Source organism: Cellulomonas sp. GbtcB1, assembly GCF_019091725.1.
GTDB lineage: Bacteria > Actinomycetota > Actinomycetes > Actinomycetales > Cellulomonadaceae > Cellulomonas.
This window is the reverse complement of sequence record NZ_JAGXJG010000047.1, coordinates 20,644-35,994: the sequence shown is the minus strand read 5'-3', so window position 1 is coordinate 35,994 and position 15,351 is coordinate 20,644. Positions and strand designations below refer to the sequence as shown.

At 78.2% G+C, this 15,351-nt stretch carries 17 protein-coding genes; 15 read left to right on the top strand and 2 right to left on the bottom strand.

What is annotated here, in order from left to right:
- Together KVT14_RS15435 and KVT14_RS15430 are read left to right on the top strand one after the other, a co-directional pair.
- Window positions 1–541, top strand: a 541-nt coding sequence (locus tag KVT14_RS15435; RefSeq protein ID WP_254631024.1) for a DUF6286 domain-containing protein, incomplete at its 5' end; no start/stop codon positions are given.
- Window positions 538–1,128 (top strand): hypothetical protein, encoded by a 591-nt coding sequence (locus tag KVT14_RS15430; RefSeq protein ID WP_217616472.1) that lies wholly within the window; start codon window positions 538–540, stop codon window positions 1,126–1,128. The genes KVT14_RS15435 and KVT14_RS15430, both read left to right, overlap by 4 nt.
- 51 nt (window positions 1,129–1,179) lie before the next feature.
- Here the strand turns inward: KVT14_RS15430 and KVT14_RS15425 are convergent, their stop codons facing one another.
- Entirely contained in the window at window positions 1,180–2,280 is a 1,101-nt protein-coding gene (locus KVT14_RS15425) for a crosslink repair DNA glycosylase YcaQ family protein (protein ID WP_217616471.1), read from the bottom strand.
- A gap of 117 nt (window positions 2,281–2,397) precedes the next feature.
- On the opposite strand from KVT14_RS15425, the gene KVT14_RS15420 reads away from it, so the two are divergent.
- The 3 genes from KVT14_RS15420 to KVT14_RS15410 are packed head-to-tail and all read left to right on the top strand — an operon-like array spanning window position 2,398 to window position 5,555.
- Window positions 2,398–3,465, top strand: coding sequence for a DUF418 domain-containing protein (locus KVT14_RS15420; protein WP_217616470.1), 1,068 nt, complete (start codon window positions 2,398–2,400; stop codon window positions 3,463–3,465).
- A gap of 40 nt (window positions 3,466–3,505) precedes the next feature.
- A complete protein-coding gene (locus KVT14_RS15415) occupies window positions 3,506–4,987 on the top strand; it encodes a gluconokinase (protein WP_217616469.1) in 1,482 nt (493 codons plus the stop codon).
- A 4-nt stretch (window positions 4,988–4,991) separates the two neighbouring features.
- Window positions 4,992–5,555 carry a putative glycolipid-binding domain-containing protein gene (locus KVT14_RS15410; protein ID WP_217616468.1) on the top strand — a complete coding sequence of 188 codons (564 nt, stop codon included), beginning with the start codon at window positions 4,992–4,994 and terminating at the stop codon, window positions 5,553–5,555.
- Between the two features lie 18 nt (window positions 5,556–5,573).
- Here the strand turns inward: KVT14_RS15410 and KVT14_RS15405 are convergent, their stop codons facing one another.
- Window positions 5,574–5,999: a pyridoxamine 5'-phosphate oxidase family protein gene (locus KVT14_RS15405; protein WP_217616467.1), complete on the bottom strand. Its 426-nt coding sequence runs from the start codon at window positions 5,997–5,999 to the stop codon at window positions 5,574–5,576.
- Window positions 6,000–6,127: 128 nt separating this feature from the next.
- On the opposite strand from KVT14_RS15405, the gene KVT14_RS15400 reads away from it, so the two are divergent.
- The 10 genes from KVT14_RS15400 to KVT14_RS15355 all read left to right on the top strand — a co-directional run bounded on the left by KVT14_RS15400 (window position 6,128) and on the right by KVT14_RS15355 (window position 15,345).
- Window positions 6,128–6,418: a pyridoxamine 5'-phosphate oxidase family protein gene (locus KVT14_RS15400; RefSeq protein WP_217616466.1), complete on the top strand. Its 291-nt coding sequence runs from the start codon at window positions 6,128–6,130 to the stop codon at window positions 6,416–6,418.
- A gap of 9 nt (window positions 6,419–6,427) precedes the next feature.
- A complete protein-coding gene (locus KVT14_RS15395; RefSeq protein WP_217616465.1) occupies window positions 6,428–6,694 on the top strand; it encodes a hypothetical protein in 267 nt (88 codons plus the stop codon).
- Window positions 6,695–6,744: 50 nt separating this feature from the next.
- A complete protein-coding gene (locus KVT14_RS15390; RefSeq protein WP_217616464.1) occupies window positions 6,745–7,305 on the top strand; it encodes a dienelactone hydrolase family protein in 561 nt (186 codons plus the stop codon).
- 33 nt (window positions 7,306–7,338) lie between these two features.
- Window positions 7,339–8,265, top strand: a complete 927-nt coding sequence (locus tag KVT14_RS15385; RefSeq protein WP_217616463.1) for a pseudouridine synthase — start codon at window positions 7,339–7,341, stop codon at window positions 8,263–8,265.
- Window positions 8,266–8,357: 92 nt separating this feature from the next.
- On the top strand, window positions 8,358–10,949 hold the full coding sequence (nirB, locus tag KVT14_RS15380) for a nitrite reductase large subunit NirB (protein WP_217616462.1): 2,592 nt from the start codon (window positions 8,358–8,360) through the stop codon (window positions 10,947–10,949).
- Window positions 10,946–11,299, top strand: coding sequence for a nitrite reductase small subunit NirD (gene nirD, locus KVT14_RS15375; protein WP_217616461.1), 354 nt, complete (start codon window positions 10,946–10,948; stop codon window positions 11,297–11,299). Before nirB ends, nirD begins: the two co-directional genes overlap by 4 nt.
- Complete coding sequence (gene cobA / locus KVT14_RS15370) at window positions 11,296–12,603, top strand: uroporphyrinogen-III C-methyltransferase (RefSeq protein WP_217616460.1); 1,308 nt, start codon at window positions 11,296–11,298, stop codon at window positions 12,601–12,603. The genes nirD and cobA overlap by 4 nt, the downstream gene beginning before the upstream one ends.
- Entirely contained in the window at window positions 12,600–13,310 is a 711-nt protein-coding gene (locus KVT14_RS15365) for a sirohydrochlorin chelatase (RefSeq protein ID WP_217616459.1), read from the top strand. The genes cobA and KVT14_RS15365 overlap by 4 nt, the downstream gene beginning before the upstream one ends.
- A 56-nt stretch (window positions 13,311–13,366) precedes the next feature.
- Window positions 13,367–14,182, top strand: a complete 816-nt coding sequence (locus KVT14_RS15360; RefSeq protein WP_217616458.1) for a metalloregulator ArsR/SmtB family transcription factor — start codon at window positions 13,367–13,369, stop codon at window positions 14,180–14,182.
- 14 nt (window positions 14,183–14,196) lie between these two features.
- Window positions 14,197–15,345: a hypothetical protein gene (locus tag KVT14_RS15355; RefSeq protein ID WP_217616457.1), complete on the top strand. Its 1,149-nt coding sequence runs from the start codon at window positions 14,197–14,199 to the stop codon at window positions 15,343–15,345.
- The last annotated feature ends 6 nt before the right edge of the window (window positions 15,346–15,351 follow it).

Here is a 15,351-nt window from a genome sequence, read left to right as displayed (position 1 = left end):
GGTGTGGGTCGTGCCCGGGGAGGAGCAGGCCATGAAGATCACGACGACGCGGGACCTGGCGGTGGCGGAGCTGCTGGTCCTCGCGGGTCTGGTGCTGGCGCGGGAGGCGCTGGCCTCCGCCTCGCTGCTGGGCCTGCGGCCGTCCCAGGCGTGGCTGCCCGGCGTGCTGCGGGCCGTCGACGGGCGCCCGGTCGACACCACGGTCGCCGTGGCCGGCCCCGTGCTCGCGGTGCTGGGCCTGCTGCTCCTGGTCGCCGCGTGGCGGCGCGGCCCGGCCGACGTGGGGCTGCGCGAGGCGCCGGCCGCCCGGCTGGGCCCGGAGGACGTCGCGCGGCTGTCGTCGGCGACGGCGGAGGACGTCGACGGGGTGCTGCGGGTCTCGTCGACGGCGACGGCGCGGTCCGTGCAGGTCCGGGTCCTCGGGACCGGGGCGCCGGGTCTGGCCGAGGAGGTGCGCTCCGCGGTCGAGGACCGCCTGGCCGGGCTCGACCCGGTGCCGCGCGTCCGCGTCGCCGTGCGGGACAGCGGGGCCGGGCGATGAGCGCGCGCCGCGGCACCGGCCTCGACCGCACGGTGCTCACCGTGCTCGGCCTGCTGCTGCTCGTCGTGGGCGGGCTCGCGCTCGCCGCCGGTGCCGGCTGGACGTCCGGGGTGCGGGTGGGGTCGGTCGGCCTGGACCCGTCGACGGTGGACGTCGGCGGTGCGGTCTCGGCGACGAGCCGGTCCTGGTGGGCCGGTGCGTGCGCGGTCGCCGCGGTCGGGCTGATCGTGCTCGGCGTGCTCTGGCTGCTCCGGCACCTGCCGCCGGGCGGCCTGCCCGATCAGGCGCTGCCCGGGTCCCGCACCGGCGAGCGGCTGCGGGTGGACCCCGGCGCGGTCGCCCGGGGGGCGGAGGACCGGTTGGAGGCGGATCCGCGGGTCCGCGGCGCGCGGCTCGCCGTGCGCCGGGAGCGCGCGGGCCTGGTGCTCGGCGGGGAGGTGAAGGTGGACGCCCGGGTCGACCTGCCGGAGGTGGCGGCGCTGGTCGACCGGGTGCTGCGCGAGGCGGCGGGGGTCCTGGGGTCGCCGCTGGCCGGGCGGGTGCGGCTCTGGGTGAGCCGGCGGCGGGCGCGCGGGCCGGTGGCCTGACCAGCGGTCCGAGGGGCCGGACCCCGGGCGGTCGTGCCGTCGGGCGGTGTCTCAGCCCGTGGTGAGGCGGAGCTCGCCCGGGTGCCCGAGCAGGTCTCCCAGCCGGGCGGCCTCCGCCTCGAGGGCGTCCGCCGGCGGCGCCCCCGCCTCGGGGAACCAGGTCACCTCGACCGCGCCCGGCCGCGCCGCCCAGGTCCCCGCGACCACCCCGCCGTGCAGCACGAGGGCCGCGCCGCGCGTGACCCCGGGTCGCCGGGCCGCCGGCACCACGCGCGTGTCGGCGGTCCCCGGCCCGAGCACCCACTGGTCGTGCCCGGCGAGCAGCGTCACCGCGCCGGTCGGCTCCGTGGCCTCGACCTCGGCGACGTGCTCCCGCAGCAGCAGCGCGGGTTCGCCGTCGACGGGCACCTCGGCGGCCGCGTCGCGGAGCGCCTCGTCGGTCCAGCGCTCCACCCTGCGACGGCCGGCGCTCAGCCCGTCCGCGAGCCAGTAGTGCAGGTTCGCCCGGGTCGCCGGCCCGTAGGCCGCCAGGTAGCCGACGACGGCGCGGTGCCCCGCCTCGTCGAGGTCGGGCAGGCCCCGCCACGCGGGGCTGGCAGCGGGCGAGGCGAACGTCGGGCGCCCGTCCTCGGCGGGGCCGAAGCACAGCTCCCCGTGCCAGGCGATCGGCTTGAGCAGCGTCATGCTCGGGTGCAGCAGCGCGGGCCCGAGATGCGCGAACCGCGGGACGGCGGTCACGGCGGCGGCGAACGCCTCCCGGTCGAGGGGCCCGTCGGCGAGCGCGGTGCGCACCGCGGTGAGCAGCGCCGGCCAGTCGTCGGGCCGCAGGTCGTAGTGCTCCTGCCAGCTGCGCAGCGCCCACTGCCGGCTCGCGGTCCGGACCGCCAGCAGGACGCCGGCCTCGTCCGCCGCGAGCAGGTGGGTCGACCCGCGGAGCGCGAACGTCCGGATCAGGTCGCCCGAGGCGACGGCGGCCGCGACGGCGTCCGGGGCCGGGTCGGCGAGCCGGCGGCGCACCGCGAGGTCGGGGTCCCCGGACCAGGCGGGGACCGCCCCGAGTCGGCGCACGACCTCGGCGGCGGACGCCGCGCCGGAGCCGAGGTGCTGCCGGCCGAGCCGCCACGCCAGCGCCTGCGCCGACGAGATCGTCATGCCCCGCAGCGTAGGACCCAGGGCCGACACCCGGTCGTGCCGCGGTGGGACCTCGCCCGCCCGGGTCGGTCCCGCGGGCTGATCCGCGCAGGCCACCCGTGGTGGTGACCTGGGGGCATGCCGCACCCGTCCCCGTCGCGCGCCGTCCTCGCGCCCGCCGCGCCCGCCCTGCCCGCCCCGGACCCGCGGCCGTCCCGCTGGCGGTTCCTCGACTCGCTGCGCGGGTTCGCGCTCCTCGGCATCCTGCTGGTCAACGCGGTCGACCTCACCGAGGCGACGACGCACCGCGCAGGCGTCGCCGTCGCCGACCCCGTCCGCGACGCGCTGCACCTCGCGGTGCAGACCCGGTTCGTGCCGATCTTCGAGCTGCTGTTCGGCATGAGCCTGTGGTTCGTGCTGGCGGGGGCCCGGCGGCGCGCGGCACGGGCCTGGGTGGTGCCCGCGCGGCGGATGGTGGCGGTGGCGCTGATCGGCGCGGCGCTCATGGTCGTCTACCCCGGCAACATCCTGGTCGAGTACGGGGTGGTCGGCCTGCTCGTCCTGCCGGTCGTGGCCCTCGTCCCGCGCGCGGTGGTCCTCGGTCTCGGGGTCGCGCTGACAGGCGCGGCCTACGCGCTCGCGGGCGGCGGTCTCGCCGCGACGCCCGGCCTGGTGCTCGCCGGGGCCGGGGCCGCGGCGTACGGGTTGCCGCGGGCGCTCGAGACCCGCACCCGCGGAGTCGCGCTCGTGTGCGCCGCCGCGGCGGTCCTCACGTTGCCCGCGCTGGCGTGGCAGCTGACGCAGCCCGGCGACCCGCGGTTCACCACCGCGGGCGGCGTCGCCGGGCTCGTGGTGGCGGTGCTCTGGACGACCGGCCTCGCGCTGCTCTGGCGCACCCCGGCGCGGCGCGCGATCGCCTGGTTCTTCGAGCCGCTGGGCCGGATGGCGCTCAGCGGGTACGTCGGGGCGGCGGTCGTCCTGGCGGCCGCGGCCCGGGTGGTGGACTTCGGGTCGATGGCGACGGTGACACCGGTCGTGCTGCTGTGCGTGCCGCTGATCGTGGCCCAGTCCCTGCTGAGCCGGGCATGGCTGCGGCGGTGCGCGTACGGCCCGGTCGAGTGGGTGCTGCGGTGTGCGACCTGGTGGCGTGCGGTGCCGTTGCGGGCCGGCCGCACTCGGCAGGAGCCGCGCCCGGCCCGCGGCTAGGGTCGAGGGGACCCGCGCCGCCGACGACGAGGATCTCCTGATGGCCCGCACCGCTGACGACGTCGCCCTCGAGGACGCGCTCGACCCGCTCGTGGTCGCGATGGACATCGGCTCCACCGCGACCCGGGGCGGCGTGCACGACGCGACCGGCCGCCCGGTGCACGGCCTGCAGCACAAGGTCCCGCACGCGTTCACCGTCGCCCCGGACGGCACCTCGGTCATCGACCCGGACCAGGTCGCGGACGAGGTGGGGCAGGTGCTGGACGCCGTGACCGGGGACCGCCGGCTCGGCACCCGGATCGCAGGCGTCGCGCTCGACACGTTCGCCGCGTCGCTGATCGGGGTCGACGCCGCGGGTCGCGCGCTGACCCCGTGCCTCACCTACGCCGACTCCCGCAGCGCCGCCGCCGTGGCCGCGCTGCGCGAGGAGCTCGACGAGCACGCGGTGCAGCAGCGCACCGGTACCCGGATCCACACGAGCTACCACGCGCCCCGGCTGCGCTGGCTCGCGACCGCCGACCCACGGGTCGCCGCCGCGGCGGCCGCGTGGTGGTCGCTCGGCGAGTACGTGTACGCGCGGCTCGTGGGCGAGCCGCTGGCGGGGACGTCGACCGTGGCGTGGACCGGGCTGCTCGACCGGCGCACGGGGGCCCTGGACGCCGAGCTGCTGGCCGCGGTCGGCGCCGACCCCGACCGGTTCTCCCCGCCGCGGGACACGGCCGACGCCGTGACGCCCACCGCCCCGGCCCGCTGGCCCGCGCTCGCCCGCGCCGCCTGGTTCCCGGTGATCACCGACGGCTACGCCAGCAACGTCGGCTCCGGCGCGACGGACGCGACCGTGATGACCGCGTCGACGGCGACCTCCGGCGCGCTCCGGGTCCTGGTCGACGGGCCGGCGGACCCGCTGCCGTTCGGGCTGTGGAACTACCGCGTCGAGGCAGGGCGGACGCTGCTCGGCGGGGCGATCAACGACGTCGGGCGTGCGGTGAGCTGGGCGCAGGCGACGCTACGGCTGAGCGAGGACCTCGCGCCGGTGCTCGCCGCCGCGCCCGCGGACGGGACGCCGCTCGTGCTGCCGTACCTCACGGGCGAGCGCGCGCCGGGCTGGGCCGGCGGGGCCCGCGCCGCGTTCACCGGGGTCTCCGCGGCCACGACCCCCGACGTCCTGTACCGCGGGATCGTGGAGGGAGTCGCGCTCACGTACGCGCGGGTCGCCGACGAGCTGCACCCGGCGGCGCCCGGCGTGGTCGAGGTCGCCGCCTCCGGGCGGGTCAGCGGCGAGCAGCCGGGGTGGCTGCAGGTCCTGGCGGACGTGCTCGGCCGGCCGGTCACCCACGTGACGCGGAAGCGGGCGACGCAGCGGGGGACGGCGCTGCTCGCGCTGGGGGTCCTCGCGCCCGACGTCGAGCGGGCGCCGCGCGCCACCGGGGCGACGTACGAGCCGCGCCCGGAGCACGCCGACCACTACGGCGAGCGCGCAGCGCGGTTCGGCGCGGCGTACGACGCGCTGGTCGGGGGCTGAGCCCGTGCCGGCGGCGTTCGCGGCGCTCCCGACGTCGGCCGCGTGGCGGTTCGTCGACGCGGTCGACGGCTTCGAGGTGGTGCACCCGACGCCGGGGCGGCTGCGCGGGCACACGTCCGCGCTCGAGGACGGCCGGACGTACGCGGTCCGGTACGAGATCGCGCTCGACGACGGCTGGCGGACCCGGGAGGCCCGCGTGTGGTCCGACGCCGTCGACGGACCGCGGTCGACGGTGGTCCGGTCGGACGGCGACGGCACCTGGACGGTCGACGACGCCCCGGCGCCGCACCTCGACGGGCTGGTGGACGTCGACCTGGAGGCGTCGGCCTGCACGAACACGCTCCCGGTGCACCGGCTGGACCTGCGCGTCGGCGAGGTGGTCGCGGCGCCGGCCGTCTACATCCGGGCGCAGGACCTGGCGGTCGTCCGGCTCGAGCAGACCTACTGCCGCCGGCCGGACGGGCGGTTCGACTACACGTCGCAGGGGGGCGCGTTCCGCGCGGTCCTCACCTACGACGACGCGGGGCTCGTCCTCGACTACCCGGGCATCGCGGTCCGGGCCGGCTGAGCGGACGCACGACGGCGGTCAGTACACGAGCCGCCGGACGTCCTCCGGGTGCAGCACCAGCCGGACCTGGTCGTCTCGCAGCACGCCCGCCAGGTCCTCCTGCCGGGCCGGGTCGTCCAGGTCCCAGTACCGCTGCGCGAGCCGCTCGGCGAGCTCGTGGGCCCCGTCGGGCTCGATCGTGACCCGGCCGGCGATCGCGACCCAGTGCTCGCGCTCGGCCACCGGCGCGGCGACGACGAGGGAGGCGCGCGGGTCGCGGCGCAGGCGCCGCACCTTGAGCGCGTCCGCCTCGCTGAACAGCTGGACGGTGCCCTCGTCGGTGACCTCGAACCACACGGGCCGCGGCTGCGGCGGCGTGGGTCCGGCGGCGACGGTGAGGAACCCGTGCAGCGGGCGGCGCAGCAGGTCGAGGTCCTCGGGGGTCAGGGTGGCGTCGGTGCTCATCACGGCCTCTCGGGGTCGGCGGCGTCGTCCGCCCCCATCCCACCGGCAGTGCCCGCGGGCCGCAACCGCCGCGACCTGCGCGCGGGACCGCGAGGCGCGATGCTGGCACCCCCACCTCGAGGAGCGCCGTGGACACCGCCGCCGACCTGCCGCCCGTGCTGCACCCGGTCTGGGACGCCCTCGCCGCGGCGACGAGCCGCCGGACGGCGTTCACGCTCGCCGGCCTGGCCACCGTGTCCGGGGACGGCACCCCGCAGGTCCGCTCGGTGATCCTGCGCGCCTGGGACCCCGCGCGGGGCGTGCTCGCGTTCGCGACGGACGAGCGGTCCACGAAGGTGCGCGAGCTCCGGGCCGAGCCGCGTGTCGCGCTCGTGCTGTGGGACGACGAGGCCCAGGTGCAGGTGCGCCTCGCCGGGTAGGCGACCGTCGTGGCCGACCTCGCGGAGCGGCGGCGCCGGTGGGAGGGCCTGGGCCCGGGCACGCGCCGCGGGTACGCGACGACGACGGCACCCGGAGCGGCGGTCGACGGCCGCGTCGCGCAGGACGACGACGAGGCGGCCTGGTTCGCCCGGTTCGCCTGGGTCGAGATCGTCGTGGACCGGGTCGATCGCCTCGACCTGTCGGCCGACCCGCACGACCGGATGGTGGCCGAGCGCGGGGCCGGCGGCTGGCGCGCCCGGCGCGTCGCCCCGTGACGCGCCGTGGACCCCTGTCGGCCGGACCGGCGCCCGCGTAGCCTCGCCGCATGGCCGACGTCGTCCTCTTCCACCACTCCGGCGGCCTGACGGCCGGGGTCCGCGCGTTCGCGGACCTCCTGCGCGAGCGCGGGCACACGGTGCACACGCCCGACCTGTTCGAGGGGCGGACGTACTCCGACGTGGCCGAGGGCGTCGCGTTCGTGGAGTCCGTCGGCGAGGACGTGTTCGGCCGCCGCGCCGCCGAGGCCGTCGCCGGGCTGCCCGCCGAGGTCGTCTACGGCGGGATGTCGTTCGGCGCCGCCCGTGCGGGCGAGCAGGCGCTCGCCCGGCCCGGCACGCGCGGCGCGTTCTTCCTCTACGGCGCCGTGGCCCCGTCGTGGTGGGACGCGACCTGGCCCGACGAGGTCCCGGCGCAGGCGCACGTCGCCGAGGGCGACCCGTGGCGCGAGCCCGAGGCGGAGGACGAGCTGGTCGGGTTCGGCGGCGAGCTGTTCGTCTACCCGTGCGCCGGACACCTGTTCGCCGAGGTCGGGCACCCGGACCACGACCCGGCCTGCGCGGAGCTCGCGACGGAGCGGGTGCTGACGTTCCTCGACGGCCTGGACTGAGGGCCCGCGGGGCGCGGCTCGTACCATCGGCCGGTGCCCCCTCGTTCCCCGCTGCCGCCGCGCCACGGCCTGGCCGCCGCGTGGCTGCGCACCCCGGACCGGGACCGCACGCGGCCCGCGCACTGGACCACGATGGGCGGCTGGCTCCGCGACCGGCTCCCCGAGCAGGTCGACGTGGCGGCGATGCTCGCGGACGGCCGCTTCGTCGCCGAGGACGGCCGCCCGGTGCGCGCGGACGACCCGTACGGGCCGCACCGGTTCGTCTGGTTCCACCGCGACCTCCGCGACGAGCCCGAGGTGCCCGGCGCGATCCACGTCGTGCACCGGGACGAGCGGCTGGTGGTCGTCGACAAGCCGCCGTTCCTGTCCTCGATCCCACGGGGCCGGCACGTGCTGCAGAGCGTGGTCGTCCGGCTGCGCGCCGAGCTCGGGCTGCCGGAGCTGTCGCCCCTGCACCGGCTGGACCGGGTGACCTCGGGGCTGCTGATGCTCGCGACCGAGCAGCGGTGGCGCGGCGCGTACCAGACGGTGTTCGAGCGCCGGGAGGTGCGCAAGACCTACCGGGCCCTCGCGCCGCTGCGGGCCGACCTGGACCTGCCCGTCGACGTGCGGAACCACATCCGCAAGGAGCGCGGGGTGTGGCAGGCGGAGGTGGTGCCGGGCGCGCCGGTGAACGCCGAGACCCGGGTGGAGCTGGAGTCGACGCGCCCCGACGGCCTCGGGGTCTACCGGCTCGGCCCGCGCACCGGGCAGACGCACCAGCTGCGGCTGCACCTGCTCGGGCTCGGCATCCCGATCGTCGGGGACCCGCTGTACCCGGTGGTGCGGGACGTCCCGGTCGACGACTTCTCCACGCCGCTGCAGCTGCTCGCGGCGGAGATCGCGTTCGCCGACCCGGTCGACGGGGCGGAGCGGCGGTTCGCGAGCGTGCGGCGGCTGCCGCTGGCGGCGGAGGCCTGAGAACCGCCTCGCGAACCCCTGACCTGCGCGAAGACCAGGACCTGGGCCGTTCGGCCCAATAGACACGGCTCTGTCCGTCGAAAACTTGCCGCATGCACAGCGAGGGGACGGCCCGCACGGGTCCGGGACGTGTGGTGGTCGTGGGCGGCGGGATGGTCGCGCACCGGTTCGCGGAGCAGCTCGCCGCGCGGGCCGACGCCGGGGAGTGGCACCTCACGGTGATCGGCGAGGAGCCGCACCTGCCGTACGACCGGGTGCACCTGTCGGAGGTGTTCGTCGGCCGGGCCGACGCGGACCTGGCGCTCGCGCCGGAGGTGTGGGCGGACCCGCGGGTCGACCTGGTGACGGGTGACCCCGTGGTCGCGCTGGACCTGGCCGCGCAGACCGTGACCACCCGCGCCGGACGGGTCGAGCCGTACGACGCGCTCGTGCTGGCCACCGGGTCCCGGGCCTGGGTGCCGCGCACCGAGGGCGTCGACCTGCCGGGCGTGCTCTGCTACCGGACGCTCGGCGACGTCACCGACCTGCGCACCTGGGTCGCCGACCGCGCTGCCGCGCTGGGCCGCCCGCTGCGGGGCGCCGTGGTCGGCGGCGGCGTCCTCGGCCTGGAGGCCGCCGCGGCGCTGCAGACCCTCGACGTCGCGCCGACGGTCGTCGAGTTCGCCGACCGGCTGATGGCCGTGCAGCTCGACGCGGGCGGCGGCGAGGCGCTGCGCGTCCTGGTGACGGACCTCGGGATGGACGTGCGGACCTCCGCCGCCGCGACCCGGGTGGTCGCGGGGGAGGACGGCCGGGTCGCGGGCCTGGAGCTGTCCACCGGTGAGACGGTGCCCGCCGACGTGGTCGTCTGCTCGACCGGGATCCGGCCCCGGGACGGCCTGGCCCGGGCGGCCGGGCTGGTGGTCGCCGAGCGCGGCGGCGTCGTGGTCGGTCCCGCCTGCCGCACCTCCGACCCGGCGGTGTGGGCGATCGGCGAGTGCGCGTCGTACGAGGGCGAGTGCGCGGGCCTGGTGGCGCCCGGCAACGCGATGGCCGACGTCGTCGTCGACCAGCTGTGCGGCGGCGTCAAGGGCTACAGCAAGGCCGCGGACGGGACGAAGCTCAAGGGCGTCGGGGTCGACGCGGCCAGCTTCGGCGACGTGCTCGCGCTCGCGCCGGGCGCGCTCGAGGTCACCTTCGCCGACCCGGTCGCGAAGACCTACCGCAAGCTCGTCGTCTCCGACGACGCCCGGGTGCTGCTCGGGGGCGTCTTCGTCGGCGACATCGAGCTGTACTCCGCGCTGCGCCCGATGCTGGGCCGCCCGCTCGGCGCCGACCCGTCCGCGTTCCTCGCCCCGCAGGGCGGCGGCGCCCCGGTGCAGACCGACGTGCCGGACGACGTGGTGCTGTGCTCCTGCTCCAACGTGTCCGCGGGCACCGTCCGCGCGGCGGTCACCGAGCACGGCTGCACCAGCGTCGCCGAGGTCAAGACGTGCACCCGCGCCGGCACCGTCTGCGGCTCCTGCGTCCCGCTGCTGACCACCGTCGTGAACCGGACGCTGGAGAAGGCCGGCATCGCGGTGTCCTCCGCGATGTGCGAGCACTTCGCGATGTCCCGCGCCGAGCTGTACGCCCTGGTCCGCGCGGAGCGACTGCGCACCTTCACCGAGGTCGTGGCCGCGCACGGGAAGGGTCGCGGCTGCGCCGTCTGCCGGCCGGTCGTCGCCTCCATCCTGTCCTCGCTCGGCATCGGCCACGTGCTGCAGCCGGACCAGGCCCCGCTGCAGGACACCAACGACCACCTGCTCGCGAACCTGCAGAAGGACGGCACGTACTCGGTCGTCCCGCGGATGCCCGGCGGCGAGGTCACGCCCGAGCGGCTGCTCGTGCTCGCGGAGGTCGCCCGCGACTTCGGCCTGTTCACCCGGGTCACCGGCGCGCAGCGGATCGCGATGTTCGGCGCCCGCCAGGACCAGCTCCCGGCGATCTGGCGGCGGCTGGTCGACGCCGGGTTCGAGTCCGGGCAGGCCTACGGCAAGTCGCTGCGCGCCGTGAAGACCTGCGTCGGCCAGGCGTGGTGCCGGTTCGGCGTGCAGGACTCCGCGAGCATGGCGGTCCGCCTGGAGCTCCGGTACCGGGGGCTGCGGTCGCCGCACAAGTTCAAGGTCGGCGTGTCCGGCTGCGCCCGCGAGTGCGCCGAGGCGCGCGGCAAGGACGTCGGTGTCATCGCCACCGAGAAGGGCTGGAACGTCTACGTCGGCGGCAACGGCGGGTTCACGCCGCGGCACGCCGACCTGCTGGCCGAGGACCTGGACGACGACCGGCTGGTCCAGGTGGTCGACCGGTTCCTGGCCCTCTACGTCCGGAGCGCGGACCGGCTGCAGCGCACGGCGCCGTGGGTCGCGGCCTACCCGGGCGGGCTCGACGAGCTGCGCCGCGTGGTGGTCGAGGACTCGCTCGGCATCGGCGCGGAGCTCGACGCGGAGGTCGAGCGGCACGTGTCGGGCTACGTCGACGAGTGGCGCGCCACCCTCGACGACCCGGAGAAGCTGCGCCGGTTCACCCCGTACCTGAACGACCCCGACGCCGCCGACCCCGACCTGGCCTACGTGCCGCAGCGGGGCCAGGCGCGCCCGGCCCGACCCGGCGAGCACGGCCACCACGACCTGCGCGTCGCCCGCACCCTCGAGGAGGCCCCGCTGTGACCAGCGACGTCGTGGCGGACGAGGTCCGCGTCTGCCGGCTGGACGACCTGCTGCCCGAGCGCGGCTCCGGCGCCCTGGTCGGCGAGCACCGGATCGCGGTGTTCCGGCTCGCCGACGACCGGGTGCTCGCCGTGCAGCAGCGCGACCCGTACTCCGGGGCCAACGTGCTGAGCCGCGGCATCGTCGGCGACGTCGGCGGCGCGCCCACGGTCACGTCGCCGATGTTCAAGCAGGTCTGGGACCTGGCGACCGGCGCCTGCCTGGACCCGGTCGGCAAGGAGCCGGTGGACCTGCGCACCTACCCGGTGCGGCTGGTGGGCGACGAGGTGCGCGTGGCGGTGACCCCGTGAGCCTGCTGCTGGGCCTGGACCTGACCGACCGCGGGGTGCTCGTGGCCGGCGGCGGGCCGGTGGCGGCGCGCCGGGCCCGGGCCGCGGTCGACGCCGGCGCCGAGGTGCGGGTCGTCGCGCCCGACGTGGTGGACGACCTGGTGGCGCTCGCGGCCCAGGGCGCCGCGACCGTGCACCGGCGGCCCGTGGCCGAGGCCGACGTCGCGGGGGTGTGGCTGGTGCACGCGTGCACGGGCGACGCCGCCGTGGACGGCGCGCTCGCCCGGTGGGCCGAGGAGCGGCGCGTGTTCTGCGTCGTCGCGTCGGACGCCGACCGCGGCACCGCGCGCACCCCGGCGACCGTCACGGCGGCCGGCGTGCACGTGGGGGTGCTGTCGGCGGGGCGGCCCGACCCGGCGCGGGTGGCGGCGGTCCGGGACCACGTGGCGGCCGAGCTGCTGCGCGGCCGCGCGGACCTGCGCCCGTCCCGGCCGACGTCCGGCGGGCCGGACCTGCTGCTGCCGGGCGAGGTCGCCCTGGTCGGCGGCGGCACCGGCGACCCGGCGCTGATGACGGTCCGGTCCCGGACGCTGCTGGCGCAGGCCGACGTGGTGGTCACCGACCGGCTCGGCCCGACGGCCGTGCTCGCCGACCTGCGGGACGACGTCGAGGTGATCGCGGTGGGCAAGGCGCCCGGCGTGCACCAGGTCGCGCAGGACGAGATCAACGCGGTGCTCGTGGCGCAGGCCCGCCTCGGACGCCGGGTCGTCCGGCTCAAGGGCGGCGACCCGTTCCTGTTCGGCCGCGGCGGCGAGGAGGTGCTGGCGTGCCGCGCCGCGGACGTGCCGGTCCGGGTGGTGCCCGGGGTGACCTCGGCGGTCGCGGCGGCGGAGGCCGCCGGGATCCCCGTGACCCACCGCGGCACGGCGGACCGGGTGCACGTCGTGAACGGGCACGGCGCGCTCACGGAGGTCGACCTCGCGGCGCTGCGGGCGCCGGGCGTCACCGCGGTGGTGCTGATGGGGATGGCGGGCCTGGGCCGGTTGACGGCGCAGGCGCTGGACGCCGGGGTCGACCCGGAGACGCCGGTTGCCGTGGTGCACGCCGCCACGCTCCCCGGCGAGCGGGTGGTGCGCGGACCGCTCTGGGAGGTGGCGGCCCGGTGCGCCGAGCAGGGCGTCGGGTCGCCCGCGGTGGTCGTCGTCGGCGAGGTGGCGCGGGAGGGCTTCCTCGAGCCGGGCCACCGCGGGGTCGCGCGGGCGGTGCCGGGGCGGCGGCCGTCCGCGGCGACCGCGCCGGCCGTGCCCGGGCTGGTGCCGGCGTGAGCGGCGCCCCGGTGCTGGTCGCCTGCGCACACGGGACGCGGAGCGCCGCGGGGCGCGCGGTGGTGCGCGCGCTGGTCGAGGACGTGCGGCGGCTCCGGCCGGGGCTGGACGTGCGCGAGGCCTTCGTCGACGTGCAGGAGCCCGCGGTGGGGGACGTGGTGGGCGAGGCGGCGGGGGCCACCGGGACGCCCGCCGTGCCGGACGGCGTGCCCGCCGTCGTCGTCACGCCGCTGCTGCTGTCCACCGGCGTGCACGTCCGGCACGACATCGGCGCCGCGGTCGCCGGCCGGCCCGCGGTGGCCGCCGAGCCGCTCGGGCCGGACGACCGGCTGGCCGGCGTGCTCGTCGACCGGCTGGTCGAGGCGGGCGCGACGGCCGACGACGCCCTGGTGCTCGCGGCGGCGGGCTCCAGCGACCCGGCGGCGGTGGTCGCCGTCGGGGCGGTGCTGGACGCGCTGCGGGCCCGGTGGTCCGGACCGGTGACGGTGGGCTACGGCGCCGCGGCGCGGCCGGACGTCGCCACGGCGGTCGCGGACGCCCGGGCCGCGGGCGCCCGGCGGGTGGTGGTCGCGGCGTACCTGCTGGCGCCCGGGCACTTCCACGGTGCGCTCGCGGGGGCGGGCGCGGACGTCGTGACGGCGCCGCTCGCGCCGCACCCGGACCTGGCCCGGATCGTGCTCGACCGGTACGACGCGGCGCTGCGCTGACGGCCGTGGCGATCGCGGGGGCCCGCGGGGCGGCCGGAGGGGAGCAGGATGGCCGGGTGACCGTCGACGCCGCGACCCGGCACCGGGCCCTGTCCTCCCCGAGCCGCACCGCGATCCTCGCCGTGCTCCGGGCGGAGGGTGCCGCCCTGGCGGTCGAGCGGGTCGCCGAGCGGGTCGGGCTGCACGTGAACACCACCCGGGAGCACCTGGAGGTCCTGGTCGCCGCGGGCCTCGCGTCCCGGACCGCCGAGGCGCGCGCGACCCGGGGACGGCCGCGGACCCTGTACGCCGCGCGCGGACCGGCGGCGCCGGACGGGGAGCCGTGGCTGCGCGACCAGCTGAGCCGGGTGCTGCTGTCCGGGTACGGGCGGCCGATCGCCGAGCCCGGGGCCGAGGCCGAGCGGACGGCGGAGGGGCTGGCGGCCGAGCTGGTCGCCCTCGGGCCGACCCCACCCGCCGACCCCGGACCAGCCACCGATCCCACCGACCCCGCCTCGCCTGTCGACGTCGCCTCGTCCGCCGATCCCGCCCCGCCCGCCGACCCCGTCGCGCCGACCGACCCCGCGGACGCGCGCGACCGGCAGCTCGCCGCGCTGCGCGAGCACTTCGCCCGCCTGGGCTTCGACCCCGAGCTCCGCGGCGCCGAGGTGCGGCTGCGCCGCTGCCCGGTGCTCGACCTGGCGCACGAGCGCACCGAGGTCGTGTGCGGGGTGCACCTCGGGCTGGCCCGCGGCGTGCTCGCGCGGGTCGGGGGGCCGGTGCTGGCGGCGGGCATCGTGCCGTTCGCGGGACCCGGCTACTGCGTGCTCCGGCTGGGGGAGGCCGAGCCCGCACCGGGACCTACGTCCAAGGCCGCACCCCTCGCGGGATAAATACGCTCGATCCCGTGAATAAGCCTCCGCGCGTCGGCCTGCGGCTCACGGTCCTCGTGCCGGCCGGCGTGGCGGTGCTCGCGGGCCTCGACGGTGCGCTGCTGCTGCTGGGCCTGCCGGCGCCGGTGCGGTCCGCCCGGCTGGAGCAGGTGCACGGACCGCTGATGGTGCTCGGCTTCGTCGGCACCGTGGTCGCGCTGGAGCGGGCCGTGGCCGTCGGCGGCCGCCGGGCCCTGCTCGCTCCCGCCTGTCTCGCGGCGGGCGCGCTGCTGCTGCTCAGCCCGGCGCCGGTGGTCGCCGGCGCGGTCGCGCTGCTCGGGGGGACCGTCGGGCTGTGCGCGGTCTACGCCGTGGTGTGGCGGCGGCAGCCGTCGACCGCGCTGGCGGTGCAGGCGCTCGGAGCCGGGCTCGCGGTCGTCGCCGCCGGGCTGTGGGCCTGCGGCGTCGCGGTGCCGTACCTGGCGCCGGCGCTCGCCGGGTTCCTGGTCCTGACCGTCGCCGGCGAGCGGCTCGAGCTCGGCCGGGTCGGCGGCCTGCCGCGTCGGGCGGAGGACGCGGTGCTGGGCTGCGCGGTCGCCTGGTGGGTCGCCGCCGTCGCCGGGCTGCTCTGGCCCGAGCCGGCGCACGTCGCGCTGGGCGCGGTGCTGCTCGCGCTCGTCGCGGTCCTGCTGCGGCACGACGTCGCGCGCCGCACGGTCCGGGGCACCGGGCTCCCGCGGTTCATGGCGGTCGCGATGCTCGGCGGGTACGCGTGGCTCGCGGTCGCCGGCGCGATCTGGCTCACCGCCGGGCGGGTGCTCGCCGGACCCGCGTACGACGCGCTGCTGCACGCGGTGTTCCTCGGGTTCGTGGTGTCGATGCTGATGGCCCACGCGCCGGTGGTGCTGCCGGCCGTCGTGCGGCGGCCGCTGCCGTACCGGCCGGTGATGTACGCGCCGCTGGTGCTCCTGCACGTCACGCTCGCGCTGCGCCTGCTGGTGGGCGACGCGCACGGACAGGCGTGGGCCGTCCGGGCCGGTGGCGTCGGGAACGTGGTGGCGCTGCTGTCGTTCCTGGCGCTCGCGGCCGGGAGCGCGGTCCTCGGACCGGAGACGCGGGAGCGCGCCGCCGGTCCAGCCCCTGCGGCCGCGACCGCCGCGACGCCCGCGGGGGCGGCGTCGTGAGGCGGG

Bases quoted from the DNA above. Each gene is read 5' to 3' on its own strand.
- KVT14_RS15430 (WP_217616472.1), top strand. From the start codon at position 538: ATGAGCGCGCGCCGCGGCACCGGCCTCGACCGCACGGTGCTCACCGTG.
- KVT14_RS15425 (WP_217616471.1), bottom strand. From the start codon at position 2,280: ATGACGATCTCGTCGGCGCAGGCGCTGGCGTGGCGGCTCGGCCGGCAG.
- KVT14_RS15420 (WP_217616470.1), top strand. From the start codon at position 2,398: ATGCCGCACCCGTCCCCGTCGCGCGCCGTCCTCGCGCCCGCCGCGCCC.
- KVT14_RS15415 (WP_217616469.1), top strand. From the start codon at position 3,506: ATGGCCCGCACCGCTGACGACGTCGCCCTCGAGGACGCGCTCGACCCG.
- KVT14_RS15405 (WP_217616467.1), bottom strand. From the start codon at position 5,999: ATGAGCACCGACGCCACCCTGACCCCCGAGGACCTCGACCTGCTGCGC.
- KVT14_RS15390 (WP_217616464.1), top strand. From the start codon at position 6,745: ATGGCCGACGTCGTCCTCTTCCACCACTCCGGCGGCCTGACGGCCGGG.
- nirB (WP_217616462.1), top strand. From the start codon at position 8,358: ATGCACAGCGAGGGGACGGCCCGCACGGGTCCGGGACGTGTGGTGGTC.